Origin of the sequence: Arthrobacter sp. V1I9 (assembly GCF_030817075.1) — a bacterium.
Lineage (GTDB): Bacteria > Actinomycetota > Actinomycetes > Actinomycetales > Micrococcaceae > Arthrobacter.
Map to the genome: position 1 here is coordinate 390603 of NZ_JAUSYU010000001.1, position 18782 is coordinate 409384.

Annotated in this window: 10 protein-coding genes and 2 pseudogenes; 6 read left to right on the forward strand and 6 right to left on the reverse strand. The window is 63.7% G+C overall.

The window, feature by feature from the left end:
• Positions 1–41: 41 nt before the first annotated feature.
• From QFZ70_RS01840 to QFZ70_RS01855, 4 genes are all read left to right on the forward strand, one after another.
• Positions 42–1775, forward strand: a complete 1734-nt coding sequence (locus tag QFZ70_RS01840) for an ABC transporter ATP-binding protein (RefSeq protein WP_307093826.1) — start codon at positions 42–44, stop codon at positions 1773–1775.
• The gene (locus QFZ70_RS01845) at positions 1772–3790 is read left to right on the forward strand and encodes an ABC transporter ATP-binding protein (RefSeq protein ID WP_307093827.1); all 2019 of its coding nucleotides are present in this window, start codon (positions 1772–1774) and stop codon (positions 3788–3790) included. The genes QFZ70_RS01840 and QFZ70_RS01845 overlap by 4 nt, the downstream gene beginning before the upstream one ends.
• A 213-nt stretch (positions 3791–4003) precedes the next feature.
• Positions 4004–5311, forward strand: coding sequence for a hypothetical protein (locus QFZ70_RS01850; protein WP_307093828.1), 1308 nt, complete (start codon positions 4004–4006; stop codon positions 5309–5311).
• Between the two features lie 230 nt (positions 5312–5541).
• Complete coding sequence (locus QFZ70_RS01855; RefSeq protein ID WP_307093829.1) at positions 5542–6336, forward strand: hypothetical protein; 795 nt, start codon at positions 5542–5544, stop codon at positions 6334–6336.
• Positions 6337–6766: 430 nt separating this feature from the next.
• On the opposite strand, the gene QFZ70_RS01860 is transcribed toward QFZ70_RS01855, so the two are convergent.
• Positions 6767–7858, reverse strand: coding sequence for a type I restriction endonuclease (locus QFZ70_RS01860; protein WP_307093830.1), 1092 nt, complete (start codon positions 7856–7858; stop codon positions 6767–6769).
• Positions 7859–8172: 314 nt separating this feature from the next.
• Here QFZ70_RS01860 and metH point away from each other — a divergent pair, with 314 nt between their 5' ends.
• Positions 8173–11835, forward strand: coding sequence for a methionine synthase (metH, locus tag QFZ70_RS01865; protein ID WP_307093831.1), 3663 nt, complete (start codon positions 8173–8175; stop codon positions 11833–11835).
• A 579-nt stretch (positions 11836–12414) separates the two neighbouring features.
• Here metH and fdhA read toward each other — a convergent pair.
• The 3 genes from fdhA to QFZ70_RS01880 all read right to left on the reverse strand — a co-directional run bounded on the left by fdhA (position 12415) and on the right by QFZ70_RS01880 (position 17313).
• Positions 12415–13632, reverse strand: a complete 1218-nt coding sequence (fdhA, locus tag QFZ70_RS01870; protein WP_307093832.1) for a formaldehyde dehydrogenase, glutathione-independent — start codon at positions 13630–13632, stop codon at positions 12415–12417.
• A gap of 286 nt (positions 13633–13918) precedes the next feature.
• Entirely contained in the window at positions 13919–16762 is a 2844-nt protein-coding gene (locus tag QFZ70_RS01875; protein ID WP_307093833.1) for an ATP-binding cassette domain-containing protein, read from the reverse strand.
• Positions 16759–17313, reverse strand: a complete 555-nt coding sequence (locus QFZ70_RS01880; protein ID WP_307093834.1) for a hypothetical protein — start codon at positions 17311–17313, stop codon at positions 16759–16761. The genes QFZ70_RS01875 and QFZ70_RS01880 overlap by 4 nt, the downstream gene beginning before the upstream one ends.
• A 215-nt stretch (positions 17314–17528) precedes the next feature.
• On the opposite strand from QFZ70_RS01880, the pseudogene QFZ70_RS01885 reads away from it, so the two are divergent.
• Positions 17529–18001 (forward strand): annotated as a pseudogene (locus QFZ70_RS01885) (SRPBCC family protein).
• Positions 18002–18085: 84 nt separating this feature from the next.
• Here QFZ70_RS01885 and QFZ70_RS01890 read toward each other — a convergent pair.
• Both QFZ70_RS01890 and QFZ70_RS01895 read right to left on the reverse strand, forming a co-directional pair.
• Positions 18086–18391 (reverse strand): annotated as a pseudogene (locus QFZ70_RS01890) (GNAT family N-acetyltransferase); the annotation flags it as partial.
• The gene (locus tag QFZ70_RS01895) at positions 18392–18715 is read right to left on the reverse strand and encodes a hypothetical protein (protein ID WP_307093835.1); all 324 of its coding nucleotides are present in this window, start codon (positions 18713–18715) and stop codon (positions 18392–18394) included. It abuts the pseudogene before it with no gap.
• Positions 18716–18782: the final 67 nt, after the last annotated feature.

Sequence of the window (18782 nt, forward strand, 5' to 3'; positions counted from 1 at the left end):
CTTCGCATCACGTCCCGTGAGCCAAGGACCAGGAGCCGCCCATGCTCTGGAAACTGCTTGTCGAATACCTCCGGCCGCACCGCAAGCTGCTCGCCGCCGTCGTGATTTTCCAGCTGGCGCAGTCCATCGCGTCGCTGTACCTGCCCACGCTCAACGCGGACATCATCGATGAGGGCGTGGCCAAGGGCGACACCGGGGTTATCCTCAACCTCGGCGGGCTGATGCTGGGAATCACGCTGCTGCAGATCGCCTGCGCCGTGACCGCGGTGTACTTCGGCGCGAAGGCGGCCATGGGCACCGGCAGGGACCTGAGGGGCGCCATCTTCTCCAGGGTGGGGGAGTTCTCCGAACAGGAAGTCACCAAGTTCGGCGCGCCCAGCCTGATCACGCGGTCCACCAACGACGTCCAGCAGGTCCAGCAGCTGGTGCTGATGGGCGCCACCATGATGGTGGCCGCACCCATGCTCGCCATCGGCGGCGTGATCATGGCAGTCCAGCAGGATGTCCAGCTGTCCTGGCTGATCGCCGTCGCCGTGCCTATGCTCCTCACCGGGGTGGGGCTCATCATCATCCGTATGGTGCCGCTGTTCCGGAAGATGCAGAAGCGGATCGACGCCGTGAACCGGGTCCTCCGCGAGCAGCTCACAGGCATCCGCGTGGTCCGCGCGTTCGTCCGCGAGGACATCGAGACCGCGCGCTTCGCCCGGGCCAACGAGGACGTCACGGACACCGCGCTGCGGGCCGGCCGTTTGATGGCGCTCGCCTTCCCCGTGGTGATGCTGGTGATGAACGTATCCAGCGTGGCGGTGATCTGGTTCGGGTCGTTCCGGATCGAGGACGGGTCTATGCAAGTTGGCACCCTCATCGCGTTCCTGAGCTACCTCATGCAGATCCTGATGTCCGTCATGATGGCCACCTTCATGGCCGTGATGATCCCGCGCGCGTCCGTCTCGGCGGACCGGATCGGTGCCGTGCTTGGCACGGAGTCCAGCGTCCGGCCGCCTTCGAAGCCCGTGAGCAGCCATGTCCGGCGCGGCGAGCTGGAAATGGTCGACGCCGGGTTCGCCTACCCGGGTGCCGACCAGCCCGTCCTCTCCGGCATCAACTTCACGGCAAGGGCGGGGCAGACGACGGCGATCATCGGCAGCACCGGTGCCGGCAAAACCACCCTGGTGAACCTGATGCCCCGGCTGTTCGACGCCGCCACCGGTGCAGTGAAGATCGATGGCGTGGACGTGCGCGAGCTGCACCCGGACCTGCTCTGGGGGCACATCGGCCTGGTCCCGCAGCGGCCCTACCTGTTCACCGGCACCGTCCGCAGCAACCTGCAGTACGGCAAACCGGACGCCACCGACGACCAGTGCTGGCAAGCGCTGGAAATCGCCCAGGCGCGGAGTTTCGTGGAGGAGATGGAGGGCGGGCTGGACGCGCCCATCAGCCAGGGCGGCACCAACGTCTCCGGCGGGCAGCGGCAGCGGCTGGCCATCGCCCGGGCCCTGGTGAAGCGGCCCGAGCTGTACATCTTCGACGACTCGTTCTCCTCGCTGGACACCGGCACCGACGCCCGGCTCCGCCAGGCGCTGCACCGCAGCACCGCCGGTGCCACGCTGGTGATCATCGCCCAGCGCGTCTCCAGCATCGTGGACGCGGACCAGATTTTGGTGCTCGACGACGGCAGGATCGTGGGGCGCGGAACGCACGGCGAGCTTCTGGAGACGTCCGAGACGTACCGCGAGATCGTGTCCTCCCAGCTGGCGGCGGAGGAGACGGTATGAGCCCGGAACCCACTTCCTCATCCGGCACCAAGGCCTCGCCCGCCTCCGCAACGGGAGGCGCCGGCGTCGTGCGCATTCCCCGCCCGGCGGGCGGCCCGGGGCGGGGCGGACCGTTCGCGGGGATGAACGTCCCGGCGGAGAAGGCGATGAACTTCTGGCCGTCGGCCAGGCGGCTGCTCGGGACGCTGCGGCCGGAGCGGGCGTGGCTGCTGGTGGTGTTCGTGACGGCGGTGGCGGGGGTGGCGCTGTCCGTGACCGGGCCGCGGCTGCTGGGGGAGGGCACCAACCTGATCTTCGCCGGCGTCGTTTCCCGCGAGCTGCCGGCCGGGGCCAGCAAGGAGCAGGTGATCGCGCAGCTGCGGGCCTCGGGTGAGGGGCAGCGCGCGGACATGCTCAGCGCGATGGACCTGGTGCCGGGGCGGGGGATCGTTTTTGCCGCGTTGGGGAGCGTGCTGGCGTGGGCGCTGGTGCTGTACGTGCTGTCCTCGGCGTTCATGTGGGTGCAGGCGTATGTGCTGAACGGGGTGGTGCAGCGGACGGTGTTCAAGCTGCGCGGGGATGTGGAGGAGAAGATCCACAGGCTGCCGCTGCGGTATTTCGACTCGATCCAGCGGGGCGAGCTGCTCAGCCGGGTGACCAACGATGTGGACAACATTTCGCAGAGCCTGCAGCAGACCATCAGCCAGGCGGTGTCGTCGCTGCTGACGGTGCTGGGTGTGCTGGTGATGATGTTCATCCTTTCGCCCACGCTTGCGCTGATCGCGCTGGTGACCATTCCGCTGACGCTGGGGATCACGGCGCTGATCGCCAAGCGCTCGCAGAAGCTGTTCGTGGCGCAGTGGAAGCACACGGGGGAGCTGAACGGGCAGATCGAGGAGACGTACACCGGGCATGCGCTGGTGAAGGTGTTCGGGCGGCAGCAGGAGGTGGGGGAGCGGTTCCGGCAGAAGAACGCCGAGCTGTATGAGGCGAGCTTCGGGGCCCAGTTCATTTCCGGGCTGATCATGCCGGCCATGACGTTCATCGGGAACCTGGTGTACGTGGGGATCGCCGTGGTGGGCGGGCTGCAGGTGGCGTCCGGTGCCATGCAGCTGGGCGACGTGCAGGCGTTCATCCAGTACTCGCGGCAGTTCACCATGCCGCTGGCGCAGCTGGGGTCCATGGCGAATGTGCTGCAGTCCGGGGTGGCGTCTGCGGAGCGGGTGTTCTCGTTGTTGGACGAAGATGAGGACTCCGTTGAGCCTCCCGCTTCTGCTGGGCCTGTGTTTAGGCGGGGGCGGCTGGTGTTCGAGGACGTGTCCTTCTCGTATTCGCCGGGCAAGCCACTGATCTCCGGGCTTTCGTTGGTGGCCGAGCCGGGGCAGACGGTGGCGATTGTGGGGCCCACCGGGGCGGGCAAGACCACGCTGGTGAACCTGATGATGCGGTTCTACGAGCTGGACTCGGGGCGGATAACGCTCGACGGCGTGGACGTCACCTCCGTGCCCCGGCGCGAGCTGCGCTCGCGGCTGGGGATGGTGCTGCAGGATACGTGGCTGTTCGGCGGGACCATCCGGGACAACATTGCATACGGGCGGCCTTCTGCTTCCGAATCCGAAATTCTTGAGGCTGCCCGGGCGACGTACGTGGACCGGTTCGTGCGGTCGCTGCCGGACGGGTACGACACGGTGCTGGAGGACGAGGGTGCAAATGTGTCCGCGGGGGAGAAGCAGCTGCTGACGATAGCCCGGGCGTTCCTGGCCCGGCCTTCGGTGCTGATCCTGGATGAGGCGACGTCTTCGGTGGATACCCGGACCGAGGTGCTGGTGCAGAAGGCGATGAGTGCGTTGCGGTCGGATCGGACTTCCTTTGTGATCGCGCACCGCCTGTCCACCATCCGCGACGCCGACCTCATCCTGGTGATGGAGGCCGGCCAGATCGTGGAGCAGGGGACGCACGCTTCACTGCTGGCCGCTGGCGGGGCTTACGCCCGGCTGTACGATGCGCAGTTCGCGGCTCCTGCGGCGGAGGTTTAAAAGCTACCCTCGTTTCTCTGTAGTGGGAGCGCCTCTTGCAGACGTTCGTCGCGCTTGGGTGCAGGATCTTTTGGAGTGCCATATGCGATCTAGTGGTCGCAAGCGTCAGCTGATACCCGTTCTTGGGATGCACGGTAGTCGCTTTTTCCTTGCCCAGCCCGTGGGCGGGTTAGGATCAGAGGAACTCAGTATGAAGCAAGGAAGCAGGAAAAGTTGGGGGAAAGCGGTGCTGGGGCCACCCACGCAGCCCATAAAGATTCGGCGCAATTTTGTACGCTGATCGAGTCCTACGTCGAGTCGCAGCATGAAGTTCTCCGTTTGGCTGCGTACATATCCAGCCAGAGCGCAGAGATCGATAGCATCAAAGCGCGGGCGTGGCGACAGATCAAGATCGGCTACCCGAGAGCAGAGCAAGTAGATTTCGACAAAATTTGGGTCGAATTTGAGAAGTTCCGCGCTGCTGCCGAATCCAAAGAGCAGGACACCACCGATGCAATTGAACGCTCGGCGCACGAGATGTTCAAGCTGCTGCCTGACGGTTATGGGGCGGATTATATTAGCCGTTTGGTTCAGGAGTCGGTCAAGGATCCTGGCGCGCCAGTTCTATTTTCGTCGCTGTTGGCTACCCTGATAGGCGAGTATGAGGTGTTCATAGGTGGCTTGCTCCGCGCCGCGCTTACTCTCCATCCGGGTGCGCTTGGAGACAGCAATCGGTCCTTCACTTGGAAGGAGATAACCGCCTTTGACACTTTGCAGGACCTAAGGGAGCACGCTATTGATAAGGCGGTGGAAAAGGTCCTTCGCGAGTCAGCCGAGGAATGGCCAAAGTATATCGCCGAGAAGTTCAAGATAGTTTTGCCTGATCTTACAAAAGACGCGGGGCTGTTGGAGGTATTTCAACGACGGAACGTGATCGTACACAACGGTGGCCGAGTCTCTTCTATTTACCTAGAGAATGTTCCGAAAAGAAATGTACCCATAAAACTGGGGCAGAAGCTGCTGGTGGACGAAAAGTACCTGACGGAAGCAGCGGATAAGCTGCTGGCAGTCGGTCTTAGTGTCGCAGCAAACGTTGGCCGGTTGCTGCTGAAGAACGGCAAGGGGTGCGATCATATCGAAAGTACGTACGGCGACGTTGGCTATCAGCTGCTCCAACAGGAACGGTATTGGGTCGTCCATCAGCTATCGAAGTCGCAGAATCTGGCGACCTACGAGAGCGACTATTCCGGGCTTGTTATCAAGATTAACGGCTGGCTAGCCCAGAAGCGGCTCGGCAAGCTAGAGGAGTGTCGGAAGGAAATTGAGGATTGGAAGACGAGTACCCTTGCCCCCATATTCCAGCTGGCAAAACTTGCTCTGCTGGATGATCTGGAAGCAGGACTGAAGCTGGTCCGTGAGCTTGTTGCCTCGGAAGCGTTACCCCAAAGGCACTGGGCTCAGTGGCCCCTCCTGGCGGAGATCAGACAATACGAAAAAGATCTTTCGGAGACAGCGGAGCTTGGCGGCCAACCAACGTCGTGATATTTTTTCACCAGTTGCAAGTCGATATGAGGAGCCATGCATGTGCAACCCCGGAAGCTGATGATCGATCCGACTCCTAATGACGGGATTTAGAACCGATATGGACCCCACGTGAGCCCTTGAGTTCACGTGGGGTTCTCTTTTACCCACAAGAAGCCCTTTCTGAGGGCATGGGGCGCGCCGGGGGAGCAGGCACAAGACCCGTCGGCGGTTCATGTCATGATCTTCGGATGAACGAGCGACGAGTAGCCGTGCGGCGTCAGCGGCTGAAGGACCGGGGCAACGCACCCGGCTTTGTTAAAGAGCATCTTGCCCTCATTGCTTCTGCATCCCTTGTGCTGCTGTCCGTCATCAGGGTGTATTACTTTGCTGCGCTCAATCCAGATGTGGCCCTCACGGTTCTTTCTGTTGCCAATCGCACGCAGGTCCTGGTTTCCACGCTACTAAATGCGATCGTGACAATTGCCCCCTTCATGCTTCTCATCGCTCCGCTCCGGCAGTGGATGCTGGCTGGCAATCAAACCGGCGCGCCATTCAAGGACCAGTTGCGTACTGGGATCGTGTGGGTTCCCTTGGCGCCAATCCTCCTGTCGACTCTTTCCGCTGCTCTGATCGCCGGTTATTTATTGGGGGGTGTTCTTCTTTGGATCGCTGCACTGCGCAAGCGAAGGAAACAGGAAGACAAGGCAGTGGCTTCCAAAAAGGCGAGCCCTTACAAGGGGGAAGGGACATGGGTGCTCACGACGATTCTTGGCACGACCTTGATGCTGACGTTGATTACGCCTTGGCAGCCGCTAGAGAAAATAACGTTGGAGAACGCGGACAAACCGCTGATTGGTTACGTTGTAGGTGAGCAGGCTGGCAAAACGTTGATATTGGATAAACTCCGGAAGCCTGTCTGGACGGACAGCGAAAAAGTCCTTGGCCGGGAGATGTGCGCCAAGGAGGAATCCTGGATGAATTCCTCCTTGGCAACGCTGGGACTGAAGCTTTTGAACAGGCCGCAGGGTGTGGGCTGTTCCTGACCTTCGCGAGTAAGCCGTTATGCTGCCGTTAGCTCCGCTATCCGAAGGGTCTTGGTGGAAGGATTTCAAGACTAACCCGGAATTCTGCCCTGAAAACGACTTCATTCCGGCGGAACAAATCGCGTGGCTCCAGCGCGCCGCTTGATCCGCCCTCATTCATGTAGGGGTTCCATGCGATCCGCTGGGAGTTCCGGTACAGCAGGGAAACGATGGAGACGTCCCCGATGATGGCCTCCCCGGCGGGCATCCCCCCGCAAGGGGGACCGGAGTGTTCCACAGGCGGCGCTCAACGGAACTCTGGGGCGCCAAGGGCAGCAGGAACTCCCCGTTACCCGTGGTCAGCGTCTCTATCCGCCGGGCCACTTTTTCCACGGCGTTGGGATTGCGGCAATGGCGACGAGAAGCAGATCCAGGTCTGTTGGAGGCACCGTCATAGGTAACTCTTGACGCTCGCGCGCAGTGCTTCCGTGTGCTCGTAGATCTCCTCGAGAGAGCTAATGGGAACTCGGGTCTCTTCCTTGTTGTCGTCGAAGATCCCGATGTATTTCTGAGTCCGGTTGAAGTGCAGGCGCGCGATGGGCTTCCGGTTGTTGTCGTCCAACAAAACTGCGAAGTAGGACTTTGCATCTCGCTGCACTACACGGGCGGGCTTCACCTCGCTGCAGACAATGGCGCGCACAATTTGGTAGCCCTCAATTTCCTCCAGTGTCGTCTCAAGACCATCAGCTTCAGCCAGGTCTGCTTCGGCTACAGGAGCGCTTGTAACAGCTGCCGCAACGGCGGTTTCCTCATTCTGCGGAAAGCCGGGGTTGCCGAGCGCCTTCTTAAGGCGCTCGTTGACCTGGTCGTTCAGGAACTGCTTCGAGGCCTTGGAAACCAACAAAGTGAACTGCTCCCGAACCTTCTGGGTGTACGGGCCGGGATACACCCGCCCGGTCAAGAACTTGACCCATTCGTCTTCGGGCTCCTTGAACTGCGCGGCCAAGGTCCGCTTCAGCTCGCCGATGTATTTGAGTTCGCCGGCCGCGCTGATGATGGAGTCTAGATCAAAAACGTCTTTGGACAGCTTCTGCAGTTCGGGTATAAGCATCTGGTCAATGTCGTTTAGATCCAGCACCAGGAACGGCTTCGCGTCCATGCGGTTAGGCGCGTCGAGGTCCGTAAAGAACTGGTAGACCTCACCGTTGGTGAGAATCGCGATCCTGGCATTGGTTACCGCAAAGTACCGGAACAGCTGGGAGGCATGCTCAATCTTCACGGGTTCGGTAGATTTCTTGCACTCGATCAGGATCTGGACTTCGCCATCCTTGACGATCGCATAGTCAATTTTCTCGCCCTTCTTCAACCCTACGTCTGCGATGAACTCAGGCACGACCTCCAGAGGATTGAATACGTCGTAGCCAAGGATCGTCGAAATGAACGGCATCACGAACGCGTTCTTCGTTGCTTCCTCTGTCTGGATGATGTCCCGCTGCTGACGCACCTTTGCTGCCAACGCTGAAAGCTTTTCTGCAAACTCCATTTGTCCCCCTACAAGGCTGTGCTTGCTGCACAACGGAAGTGCAGCAGCAATTCAAGCTAATGAACCAACAAGTTACCTGTGATTGTCCGAAATAACAGTCAACTACTTGCTAGTAGAACCTCATGTCGGAAGCCTGACCTCGCCGCGTCTGTTTCCTCCCCGTCCAGCCGACAGTGGCGCAAACCTCGAAGCGCCAAGTCTTCCTTCGGTCGGTCTCCCGGGAGTGAGCGACTCAAGGTCCTAGAAGGCCGCAGCCGTCGTAGCACACTGACATACGAAGCATTGTTTCGGTATGTCCCCCGTAACCTGTTTAGATGCCCCGTTTTGCGCTCGACATTGAATCCGTGCCCCGCCCTGCCCGCGCGCAGGAACTCCTGGACGCCGTGAACCACAGTGTGGTCATTGCGGACGGCGCCATGGGCACCATGCTCCAGGGCCGGGACCTGCAGCTCGAAACAGACTTCCAGAACCTCGAGGGCTGCAACGAGATCCTCAACGACACGCGCCCGGACGTCATCGCCGACATCCACGACGCCTACTTCGCCACCGGCATCGACGCCGTGGAGACCAACACCTTCGGCGCTAACTGGTCCAACCTCTCGGACTACGGCATCGATGACCGCATCGCCGAACTCGCACTCAAGGGCGCCAAGATCGCCCGCGAACGCGCTGAAGCGGCAGAAGAAACAGACGGCCGGATGCGCTGGGTCCTCGGCTCCATGGGCCCGGGCACCAAACTCCCCAGCCTCGGCCACACCAGCTACGACTACCTCAAGCAGACCTTCGCCCTGCAGGCCGAGGGCCTCATCGACGGCGGCGCGGACGCGTTCCTCATCGAAACCAGCCAGGACCTCCTGCAGACCAAGGCTGCGGTCAACGGCTGCAAGCAGGCCATCGTCTCCAAGGGAGTCCGCCTCCCCATCTTCGTCGAAGTCACCGTCGAGACCACCGGAACCATGCTCATGGGTTCCGAAATCGGCGCCGCGCTCACCGCCCTTGAGCCGCTCGGCGTCGACGCCATCGGCCTGAACTGCGCCACCGGCCCGGACGAGATGAGCGAGCACCTGCGCCACCTCTCCAAGCAGTCCTCCGTCGCCATCGCCTGTATGCCCAACGCCGGGCTGCCCGTCCTCGGCGCCAACGGCGCGCACTACCCGCTCTCACCGACCGAACTCGCCACCGCGCACGAACAGTTCGTCCGCGAATTCGGCCTCGGCCTGGTGGGCGGCTGCTGCGGTACGACGCCGGAGCACATGTCAGCCGTCGTCGAACGCCTTGCCCCCTTCCGCACCCGCAAGACCGCGGACGACGGCGTTGCCACCAACGGCGGCAAGCCCGCACCCGCCCGCGTCCCCACCGAGCGCGAAGCCGGCGTCGCATCCCTCTACCAGCACGTCAACTTCGACCAGGACGCCTCCTACCTGGCCATCGGTGAGCGCACCAATGCCAACGGCTCCAAGGCGTTCCGCCAGGCCATGCTCGAAGAGCGCTGGGACGACTGCGTGGACATCGCCCGCGAGCAGATCCGCGTCGGTGCGCACCTGCTGGACGTCTGCATCGACTACGTGGGCCGCGACGGCGTGGCCGACATGAAGGAGATCGTCTCGCGTTTCGCGTCGGCCTCCACGCTCCCTTTGGTCATGGATTCCACCGAACCGGCCGTACTTCGGGCCGGGCTCGAACACATCGGCGGCCGCCCGGTGGTCAACTCCGTCAACTATGAGGACGGCGACGGCCCGGCCAGCCGCTTCGCGCGCATCATGCCGCTCGTGAAGGAACACGGCACCGCCGTAATCGCCCTGACCATCAACGAAGAGGGCCAGGCACGCACCACCGAGGGCAAGGTGGCCATCGCCTCACGCCTCGTCGACGCCCTGGTGGGCGAATGGGGGATGCGCGTCGAGGACATCATCGTCGACTGCCTGACCTTCCCCGTCGCCACCGGCCAGGAAGAAACCCGCCGGGACGGCATCGAAACCATCGAGGCCATCCGGCAGATCACCGTGAAGTACCCCGGCATCAACACCACGCTCGGCGTCTCCAACGTGTCCTTCGGCCTCAACCCGGCAGCGCGCGTCGTACTCAACTCGGTGTTCCTGCACGAGGCCGTGCAGGCGGGCTTGACCAGCGGCATCATCGACGCCGCCAAGATCGTGCCGCTCGCCTCACTGCCAGAGGAACAGCGCAAGGTGGCGCTGGACCTCGTTTGGGACCGCCGCGAATACGACGCCGACGGCAACACCACCTACGACCCCCTGGCCATCATGCTGGACATGTTCGCCGGCGTCGACACCGCGGCCCTCAAGGACCAGCGAGCCGCCGAACTCGCGGCGCTGCCCACCGGCGCACGCCTGGAACGGCGCATCATCGACGGCGAAGGCAAGGGCCTCGAGGCGGACCTGGACCTGGCCCGCAGCGAGGGCCTGACCCCGCTCGGCATCATCAACGACCACCTGCTCGAGGGCATGAAGGTGGTGGGTGAACGCTTCGGCGCCGGTGAAATGCAGCTCCCGTTCGTGCTCCAGTCCGCGGAGGTGATGAAGAACGCCGTCGCCCTGCTCGAGCCGCACATGGAGAAGTCCGATTCCTCCGGCAAGGGCACCATGGTGATCGCCACCGTCCGCGGCGACGTGCACGACATCGGCAAGAACCTGGTGGACATCATCCTCACCAACAACGGCTACAAGGTAATCAACATCGGCATCAAGCAGGGCATCGCCGAGATCATGGCCGCGGCCGAGGAACACAACGCGGACGTGATCGGCATGTCCGGGCTGCTGGTGAAGTCCACCGTGGTGATGAAGGAAAACCTCGCCGAGCTGCAGTCCCGCGGCCTGGCCAAGAAGTGGCCTGTGATCCTGGGCGGCGCCGCACTGACCCGCGCTTACGTGGACCAGGACCTCGCCGAGCAGTTTGACGGTGTGGTCCGGTACGCCAAGGACGCCTTCGAGGGCCTCGCCCTTATGGAGCCGCTGGTGCGCGTCGCGCGCGGCGAGTCACCGGACGACGTCGGCCTCCCGCCGCTGAAGAAGCGCATCCACAAGGGCGGCGCGAAGTTCACGGTGACCGAGCCGGAGGCCATGCCCGGCCGGTCCGACGTCGCCGCCGACAACCCCGTGCCCGCCCCGCCGTTCTGGGGCACGCGCATCGTGCGCGGCGTCTCGCTGCACGACTACTCCGCGTTCCTTGATGAGAGGGCCACGTTCATGGGGCAGTGGGGGCTCAAGCCCGGCCGCGGCGAGGACGGCGCCTCCTACGAGGAACTGGTGGAACGCGAGGGCCGGCCGCGCCTGCGCTACTGGCTGGACCGCATCCTCGCCGAAGGCATGCTGGACGCGTCCGTCGCCTACGGCTACTTCCCGGTGGTCTCCGAAGGCGAGCAGGTGGTGGTGCTGCACCACGGCACGGACGACGACGGCGTCCTGGGGGCCGCGGGGCTCCTCGCCCCGGATGGTGGTTCAGGCGGTCCGATCGGCACCGACCGGCTCCGCTTTGACTTCCCGCGGCAGCGCCGCGACCGGCACCTGTGCCTGGCCGACTTCGTGAAGTCCCGCGAGTCCGGGCAGATCGACGTCCTGCCGGTGCAGCTGGTCACCGCCGGCTCCAAGATCGAAGAGTTCACGTCAAAGATGTTCGCGGCCAACCAGTACCGCGACTACTACGAGCTCAACGGCCTGGTCATGCAGCTCACCGAGGCCCTGGCGGAGTTCTGGCACGCACGTATCCGCAAGGAGCTGGGCTTCGCGGCCGAGGAGCCGAAGGACACGGCAGGGTATTTCAAGCTCGACTACCGCGGTGCCCGGTTCTCGCTCGGGTACCCCGCGTGCCCAGACATGGAGGACCGGCGCAAGGTGACGGAGCTGCTGAAGCCCGAGCGGATGGGCGTGATCCTCAGCGACGAGCTGATGCTGCACCCCGAGCAGTCCACGGACGCGTTTGTGTTCCACCACCCGGAGGCGAAGTACTTCAAGGTGTAAGTCGTAGCCGGTCCGTGGCCTGCGGGAGTCTGCCTCCCGGGCGCGGCTGGCTCTACCTATGCACCAGACAGGATTCGAGCCCGAAAGGCTTGTGGGACACAGAGTGGCAGTATGTGCGGCAGATACGTGGTGTCCAACCTCCGCAGTGGCGGCTTGAATCTGCACCGATGCAGGCCGGAGGTGCGAAAATGCAAGTTGCTGAAGTTTCTACTTACCAGTAGTTTTGCTTGTCGGTTGTTTCGCGAATCCCCCAAATTGCGAAACGACTAGGAAGGCCCCGCGGCGTCCCCCCATGTTGCGGGGCCTTTCGCTCGCTAGCGCCCGGCTGGCCGACGGGGCTACTCCCGCTGAGAAACGCCGATAAGGAATCTCCGGGCTCATGCCGGAAGGCCGGTGCAGCCAGTGTCAGCGGACGCCGAGGTCGCTGTCAACATACGAATCCGGGCGGTGGTTGCGCGCCGGTGGCCGAGCCAGGAAGGCCCGCGAGGTAAAAATTCGCTGAATGGTGGGGCCGGGGACCGTGAGGCTTGCACCAGGTGGTGTTTGCTTCACAATCTCCGGGCCCCACCAGTTGCGGTTCTACGCCTTGACGTATCCGTTCGGGTTCAGCACGAATTTCGTTGCCGAACCGGCGTCAAATTCGGCGTAACCGCGCGGTGCATCCTCAAGTGGGATCGCCTTGGCGTTTACTGCCTTAGCGATCTGGACCTTGTCGTGCAGGATCGCCATCATCAGCTGGCGGTTGTACGACATGACGGGGCACTGTCCAGTGGTAAACGACAGGGATTTTGCCCATCCGGTACCCAAAGACAGGGACAGGGAGCCGTGCTTCGCTGCTTCGTCAATTCCACCAGGATCGCCGGTGACATACAGGCCGGGAATGCCAAGAGCCCCGCCTGCAGCGGTGATGTCCATGAGCGAGTTCAGCACGGTGGCGGGGGCCTCGTGGGAGGCGTCCTTGCCGTGACCGCGGGCTTCGAACCCTACGGCGTCGACGCCGCAATCCACCTCGGGGACGCCAAGGATTTGCTCGATCTGGTCCTTCGGATCGCCGTTGGAGACGTTCACCGTCTCGCAGCCGAAGGAGCGGGCCTGAGCCAGGCGGTCTTCGTTCATGTCACCGACAATCACGACGGCGGCACCGAGCAGCTGCGCGCCGACGGCGGCCGCGAGGCCCACCGGGCCGGCACCGGCAATGTAGACGGTGGATCCGACGCCCACTCCTGCAGTGACGGCGCCGTGGAAGCCGGTGGGGAAGATATCGGAAAGCATGGTCAGGTCCATGATCTTTTCGAGGGCCTGATCGCGATCCGGGAACCTGAGCAGGTTCCAGTCAGCGTAGGGGACCAGCACGTATTCCGCCTGGCCGCCCACCCAGCCGCCCATGTCCACATAACCGTAGGCGCTGCCCGGGCGGTCCGGGTTAACGTTCAGGCAGATGCCGGTCTTGCGCTCCTTGCAGTTCCGGCAACGGCCGCAGGAGATGTTGAAGGGTACAGAGACGATGTCTCCCACCTTGATGAACTCCACGTCCGGACCGACCTCCACCACTTCGCCGGTGATTTCATGCCCGAGGACGAGGTCCTTGGGAGCCGTGGTCCGGCCGCGCACCATATGCTGGTCCGAGCCGCAGATGTTGGTGGTCACCGTGCGCAGGATCGCGCCGTGGGATACTTTCCGGCCTACGTTGGCGGGATTGACGCCAGGCCCATCTTTGAGTTCGAAGGTCGGGTAGTCGGTGTTGATGATTTCGACGACACCGGGTTCTTTGTAGGCGACGGCTCTGTTTCCTGACATGGACACTCCTTTTGGTAGGGGTATTTAGTGCCAGGCCTTCCATTCGGATGGCCCTGCACTGGTCCGGCAAAGTTGCAGGCGCTGCCCCATGGCCCGAAAAGCGGTGCTTCGATGAGGATACCTCCCCAGGTTTCAAGCCACCGAAGCACCCTCCACGGGCATGGGACAGCTTCGTTGAGACTAGGGTCACAAGGGCTGCAATAAAAGCGCAAGATTTTGAGGATAACCATGCAGATTTGATGCATGATCAAGAGGTTGGTCCGGCCGCTATTCTCCGGCGGGGTTCTCAGGCCCTGAGTTGTACCCGGTCGCTGGCCGGGGCGGAACGTGCCTTCGCGGCCTGCCCGCCCGCGCTGGAGACCGGCTTCACGCGCCGGAGTGCTGCGAGAATGGCCCGGCCCACCACAGCGATTCCGATGATGGTGGTGATGGCACGCAGGGTGTCCCAGCCCGCCGTCGACGTCACCAGCGAGTAGATCACGAAGCTGCTGAGGTTGGTACCCAGCGGCGCGCCGGCCACGTACGAGATTCCGGTGCCCCCGCCCACCGCAAACGGCCAGAACCACAGGTTCATCAACAGGCCGAACAGGTAGGACGCCGCGGCGCCATAGCCGCACAGCATCCACAGTTCAGCCTTGCCGCGCACCCGGCTGGGGAGTAGCCCCGCTCCTGCGCCCACCCAGGCGCAGGCGAAGAGCTGGAATGGTGTCCATGGCCCCACCCCACCCCACAAGACGCTTGAGACGGCGATGGTGGCGGCGCCGAGAAGTAGGCCAAACCGGGGACCGTAAGCCCGGCCGGCAAGGATCAGGAGGATAAAGACCGCTTCAACACCTCCGACGCCGGTACTCGCCGCCCGCACCGCCGATCCAATGGCAGCCAGGACGCCGAGCAACGCCACAGTGTGTGCCGATCGGACCGAGCCGTCGAGGGACACCGCGACGAGGACGGCGGCCAGGGGCGCCATCGCCAGCGCCGCGTAGGGAACGGCTGCTGCGGCATCCTGCGGGAGGGCCGTGGCCAGCAACGGCCAGCAGAAGGCGGCGAGGGCGAGCAGGTTTGCCGCGGCGAGAATGGCCAGCTCCGCAGCCCGGGGCATCCTAAGGCGGGGCTGTTTTGCAGGGCCCTGGGGACCTGTCCCTTTGTCGTTGAGCCGTGGTGTTGCCACCGGACCTGCCTGCCGAGAAAGCACGAGGGGCTGCTCCGATACATGCGTCGCCATGGACGGCACGACGCCGTCACGCATCGGGAGGACCCGGGCGCGGAGGCCGTGCGCAAAATGAACGTCGTGGGTGGCGATCAGGACTGCCGCGCCGGAGTCGGCTGCGGCCTGCAGCGCGGCCGAGACTGCCCCGCGCGCTTCAGCATCGAGTCCGCGGGTGGGCTCATCGATCAGGAGCACTTGGGGGTGGTCCAAGGTCTGCAGCGCAATGGCGAGGATCCGCCGTTGTCCCGCAGAGAGGTCCCGGGGGTGCTCGTGCCCGATCGGCATCTGGGCATCTCCCCGAAGACGGGCAAGGTGTGCAGCTGCGGCATCGGGCGCGATGGGACCGCCGTTTTTCCGGCGTGCCAAGCGTCGCTCGGCCGCGCACAATTCTCCGGCGACCGTATCCCTGGTGAAGAGGTCGTCCGAGGCATCCGGCACGAGGGCGATCCGCCCCCCGTCGACCCTGCCGCCGTCGACCGTTACTTCTCCCACCGTTCCTTCGCCGAGGGCGAGCGCCACGAGGAGTGATGACTTCCCGGCACCGTTCGGCCCCACTAGGGCCATCACCTCACCGCGGTGCAGGGCGAAGGATGCGTTGCGCACGAGCGGCTTGCCGCCACGGTGCACCGCGAGGTTGGTTGCCGTCAGGACGTGCGGGAGGTGCGTTGGTTCTGCCGGCGTTTCAGGGATCTGGACAGCGGTCGAAGGGGAGGGCGCGGCACGGGGTAACAAGGCGCCTTCGTCAAGGGTCCACCACGAATCAGCAACCGGTACGAGCGCTTCTGCGCGGTGTTCCGCCACGATGATGCAGACATCTTCATCGCGGGCCAGGGCGTGCAGCACGGCGATGACGCGTGCTCGTGCCGCTGTGTCGAGGTCGGCCAACGGTTCATCCACTAGGAGTAAAGTCGGGTAATCCACGACGGCGGCGGCGATGGCTACGAGCGTTGCTTCACCTGCCGAGAGGGTGCTGAGATCGCGATCCAGGAGCGCGGACACCCCGACGCGCTCCGCCACTTCGAACACACGGGCCTTAGCGGCACCGGACTCCAGGCCCCGCAGTTCCAGGGCGAGGGAGATTTCATCCCGGACCCGCGTGGAGGCGAAGGCGGCGCGGGGGTTCTGCAGGACGACGCCGATGAGTCCGGCGGTATCGCGTGGCGGAGTGGTGGTCCGGTCCTTTCCGCCGACGAGCAGGGTGCCGGAAATTTTTCCACCGTCGACGTGCGAGAGGAGACCGGCCATGCCGCGCAGGATGGTCGACTTGCCGGAGCCTGTTGGCCCGGTGATCACCGTGATTGAACCACTTGCCGGCGCGAAGGTATCGACCCGCACCTGTGCGTTGCCGATGCGGAAGAGGGCGTCCCGGATGAGGACCGGTGATTCGTCACTTCGGCTGGGCTGGTGCGTTGCCCTGCTTCCGAAGCCGCGCAGTTCCAGGGCCGCGGCCACCCTGCCCGCGTGCTCAAGGGTTCGCTCAAGTACGGGCACCAGGGCGCGTGGGCCGAAGCGTTCACCCCTTAACCGGAAAGCCAGGCGCACGGAGGTCACGGCGTCGGCAAGAGCAGGGAGCGCTGCCCACGCCACCACAAGCATGCGGGCGATGCCCTGCAGGGGACCGCGCCGGGCGAGGACCACGAAGCCGCGGGACACATCCACCCAGGCGTTAAGGAGCCCGAAACCGAGGATCATGCCGGCAATTGGCACGGCGGACAGAACCGCCGCCCACAGCCCTTCTGCCGTGACTGGCCCGAGGAAGACCACATGCGCGAACGGGGCAGGCAGCCGCAGCGCCGGAAGGTCCAGCAGGAGCGCTTCGCCGGCACCCGTCCCGTTGAAAAAAATACGGTAGATGACCCGCGCCGCGATGAACACGACGGCGAGTGCCGCCGCTGCGCGTAACGGCGCGGGTCGAAAGGTCATGCGGTGGGTGCGGCCGGTTCGCCGTCGACCGCGAAGAGCAGCTCCAGGCTTTCTCCGGGGTTAACCTTCAGGGTGCCAAGGCCTTCCTGGGCGTAGGCCCAGTCGCCAGCGGCGGGCTTAACCCAGAGGGACCAGTAGGCGAAGGCGGCGGGCATGTCCTTGCACTCTTCCCGGTACGTGCCGGCCTTGTGAGTGATGTCGAAGTCCGCGGCGGGAACACCGTTCACACGGCACACTACGTCCTTGGGATACTTCGGAGTGCCCTCGGTTTTCACCTCTGCTTCGGCGAGTACCTCCGACGCGGGAGTCGCTGTGTCCACGGCAACGCAGACGGACTTATCGGCGGCTGACTGCTTCAAGGCGCCGGAATCGACGATGACCTTCACGCCGGCGCAGGGCTCGGAGGCGCTGGTTGAGGCTGCTGCCGTGGAGGCGGGTGCAGAAGTGGTTGGCTGGGGGGTTGCCGGCGCGGAACACGCGGCGAGGGTAAACAGGAGACCGGCGGCGGCGAGCGAGCTCGCGGCGGCGGTGCGGATCTTAGTCAAAGTCACCTGTTAAGGGTAGGGCGTTGCCTGTCTGGATGGGGTTGCCGTCGCGTTGTGTGACGTCAGGTCTCCCGCCGTCGTAGGCCCTTCCCGGGGATTTCCGAGGCACTGGACACCTGTAGCCGCCGGACTTATCGTGCAGAGGTGGCGGCTGCCTGATTGGCAGGATGGCAAGTGCTGCCGGTCTGTCGTTGCGGCCGTCCGATGACAGGAGGAAGCAGATGGAACACGTTGAAGAGACCGTTGATGTCGCAGTTCCGGTGCGGACCGCGTACAACCAGTGGACCCAGTTCGAATCCTTTCCACAGTTTATGTCCGGGGTGGAATCCGTAACCCAGCTGACCGATACCACCAACCACTGGGTTACCAAGGTGGGTGGTGTTCAGCGGGAGTTCGATACCGAGATCGTTGACCAGGAACCGGACGACCGGATCGCCTGGCGGAGCACCGACGGCAAGTCCCATGCCGGGATCATCCGGTTCACGCCGCTGGATGCCAACCACACGAAGGTCAAGGTCCATTTCGAGTGGGCGCCGGAAACCCTGACTGAAAAGCAGGCGCGGCACTGAAGATCGACGAGATGCAGGTAAAGGCCGACATGCGCAAGTTCAAGGAGTTCATTGAATCGCGCGGTACCGAAACCGGCGGCTGGCGCGGCGACGTCAAGGACAGCGGTCCCACCGGGCAGTTCTAGGGTGGGCGTTGCCGGCTCCAGACAGAGTGAAGCGGACGACGGCGGGTGGGCACCCGCCGTCGTCCGCTTCAGGAAGTCTTCCGCCTACAGGCGAAGTTCCATGAACACGCTGTTGGGGTCCAGGACATAGTCGGCAAACGGCGGGCATACAGTGAAGCCGTTGCGGGCGTACAGGCGCCGCGCGGGAGCAAAGTAGTCCTCGGTGCCGGTCTCACGATAGACGCGGTCGAAGTTTCGGATCTTGGCGTCGTCGAGGATATGCCCGAGCATGCGGGTGGCCACGCCACGTCCCCTTGCCGTGGCATTGGTGCGCATGGCCTTTATCTCGCCGTGCATGGCTGCACCGGGCGGGGATTCCAGAAGCTTCAGTGCGCCGCAGCCCAGCAGAGTCTAGGTGCTGAGCCGCCAGTGGACCTGAATTGCCTCTGCAACGGGGCCAGTGCCGACGTCAACCTGGAAAGCGACCGGCGCGGTTCCTGTTTCTTCAATGACGGCGTCGCGGTACACCCGGCCGCATTTGGGGCACAGGGTGTAGAGGTCCTCATCCGCGGGCCAGGCCGCAAGCCCTGCGGGGACTGGGGTGTCTCCTCCCGAGTGAACGGGTACGCCCTGGAAGTTGGCCTGAATCAGTCCGTCCTGGCTGACGGTGTTGCCGCACACGCAGACGATGGTGGTGACATCATGACCGGTCACATCGGCGGTTTCAGTGTCCATGATGACTTCCCGGGTGCTGGAAGGACGTGCTGGTAACAGCTTAAGCCCGCCCAAGTTCCGCAGCATC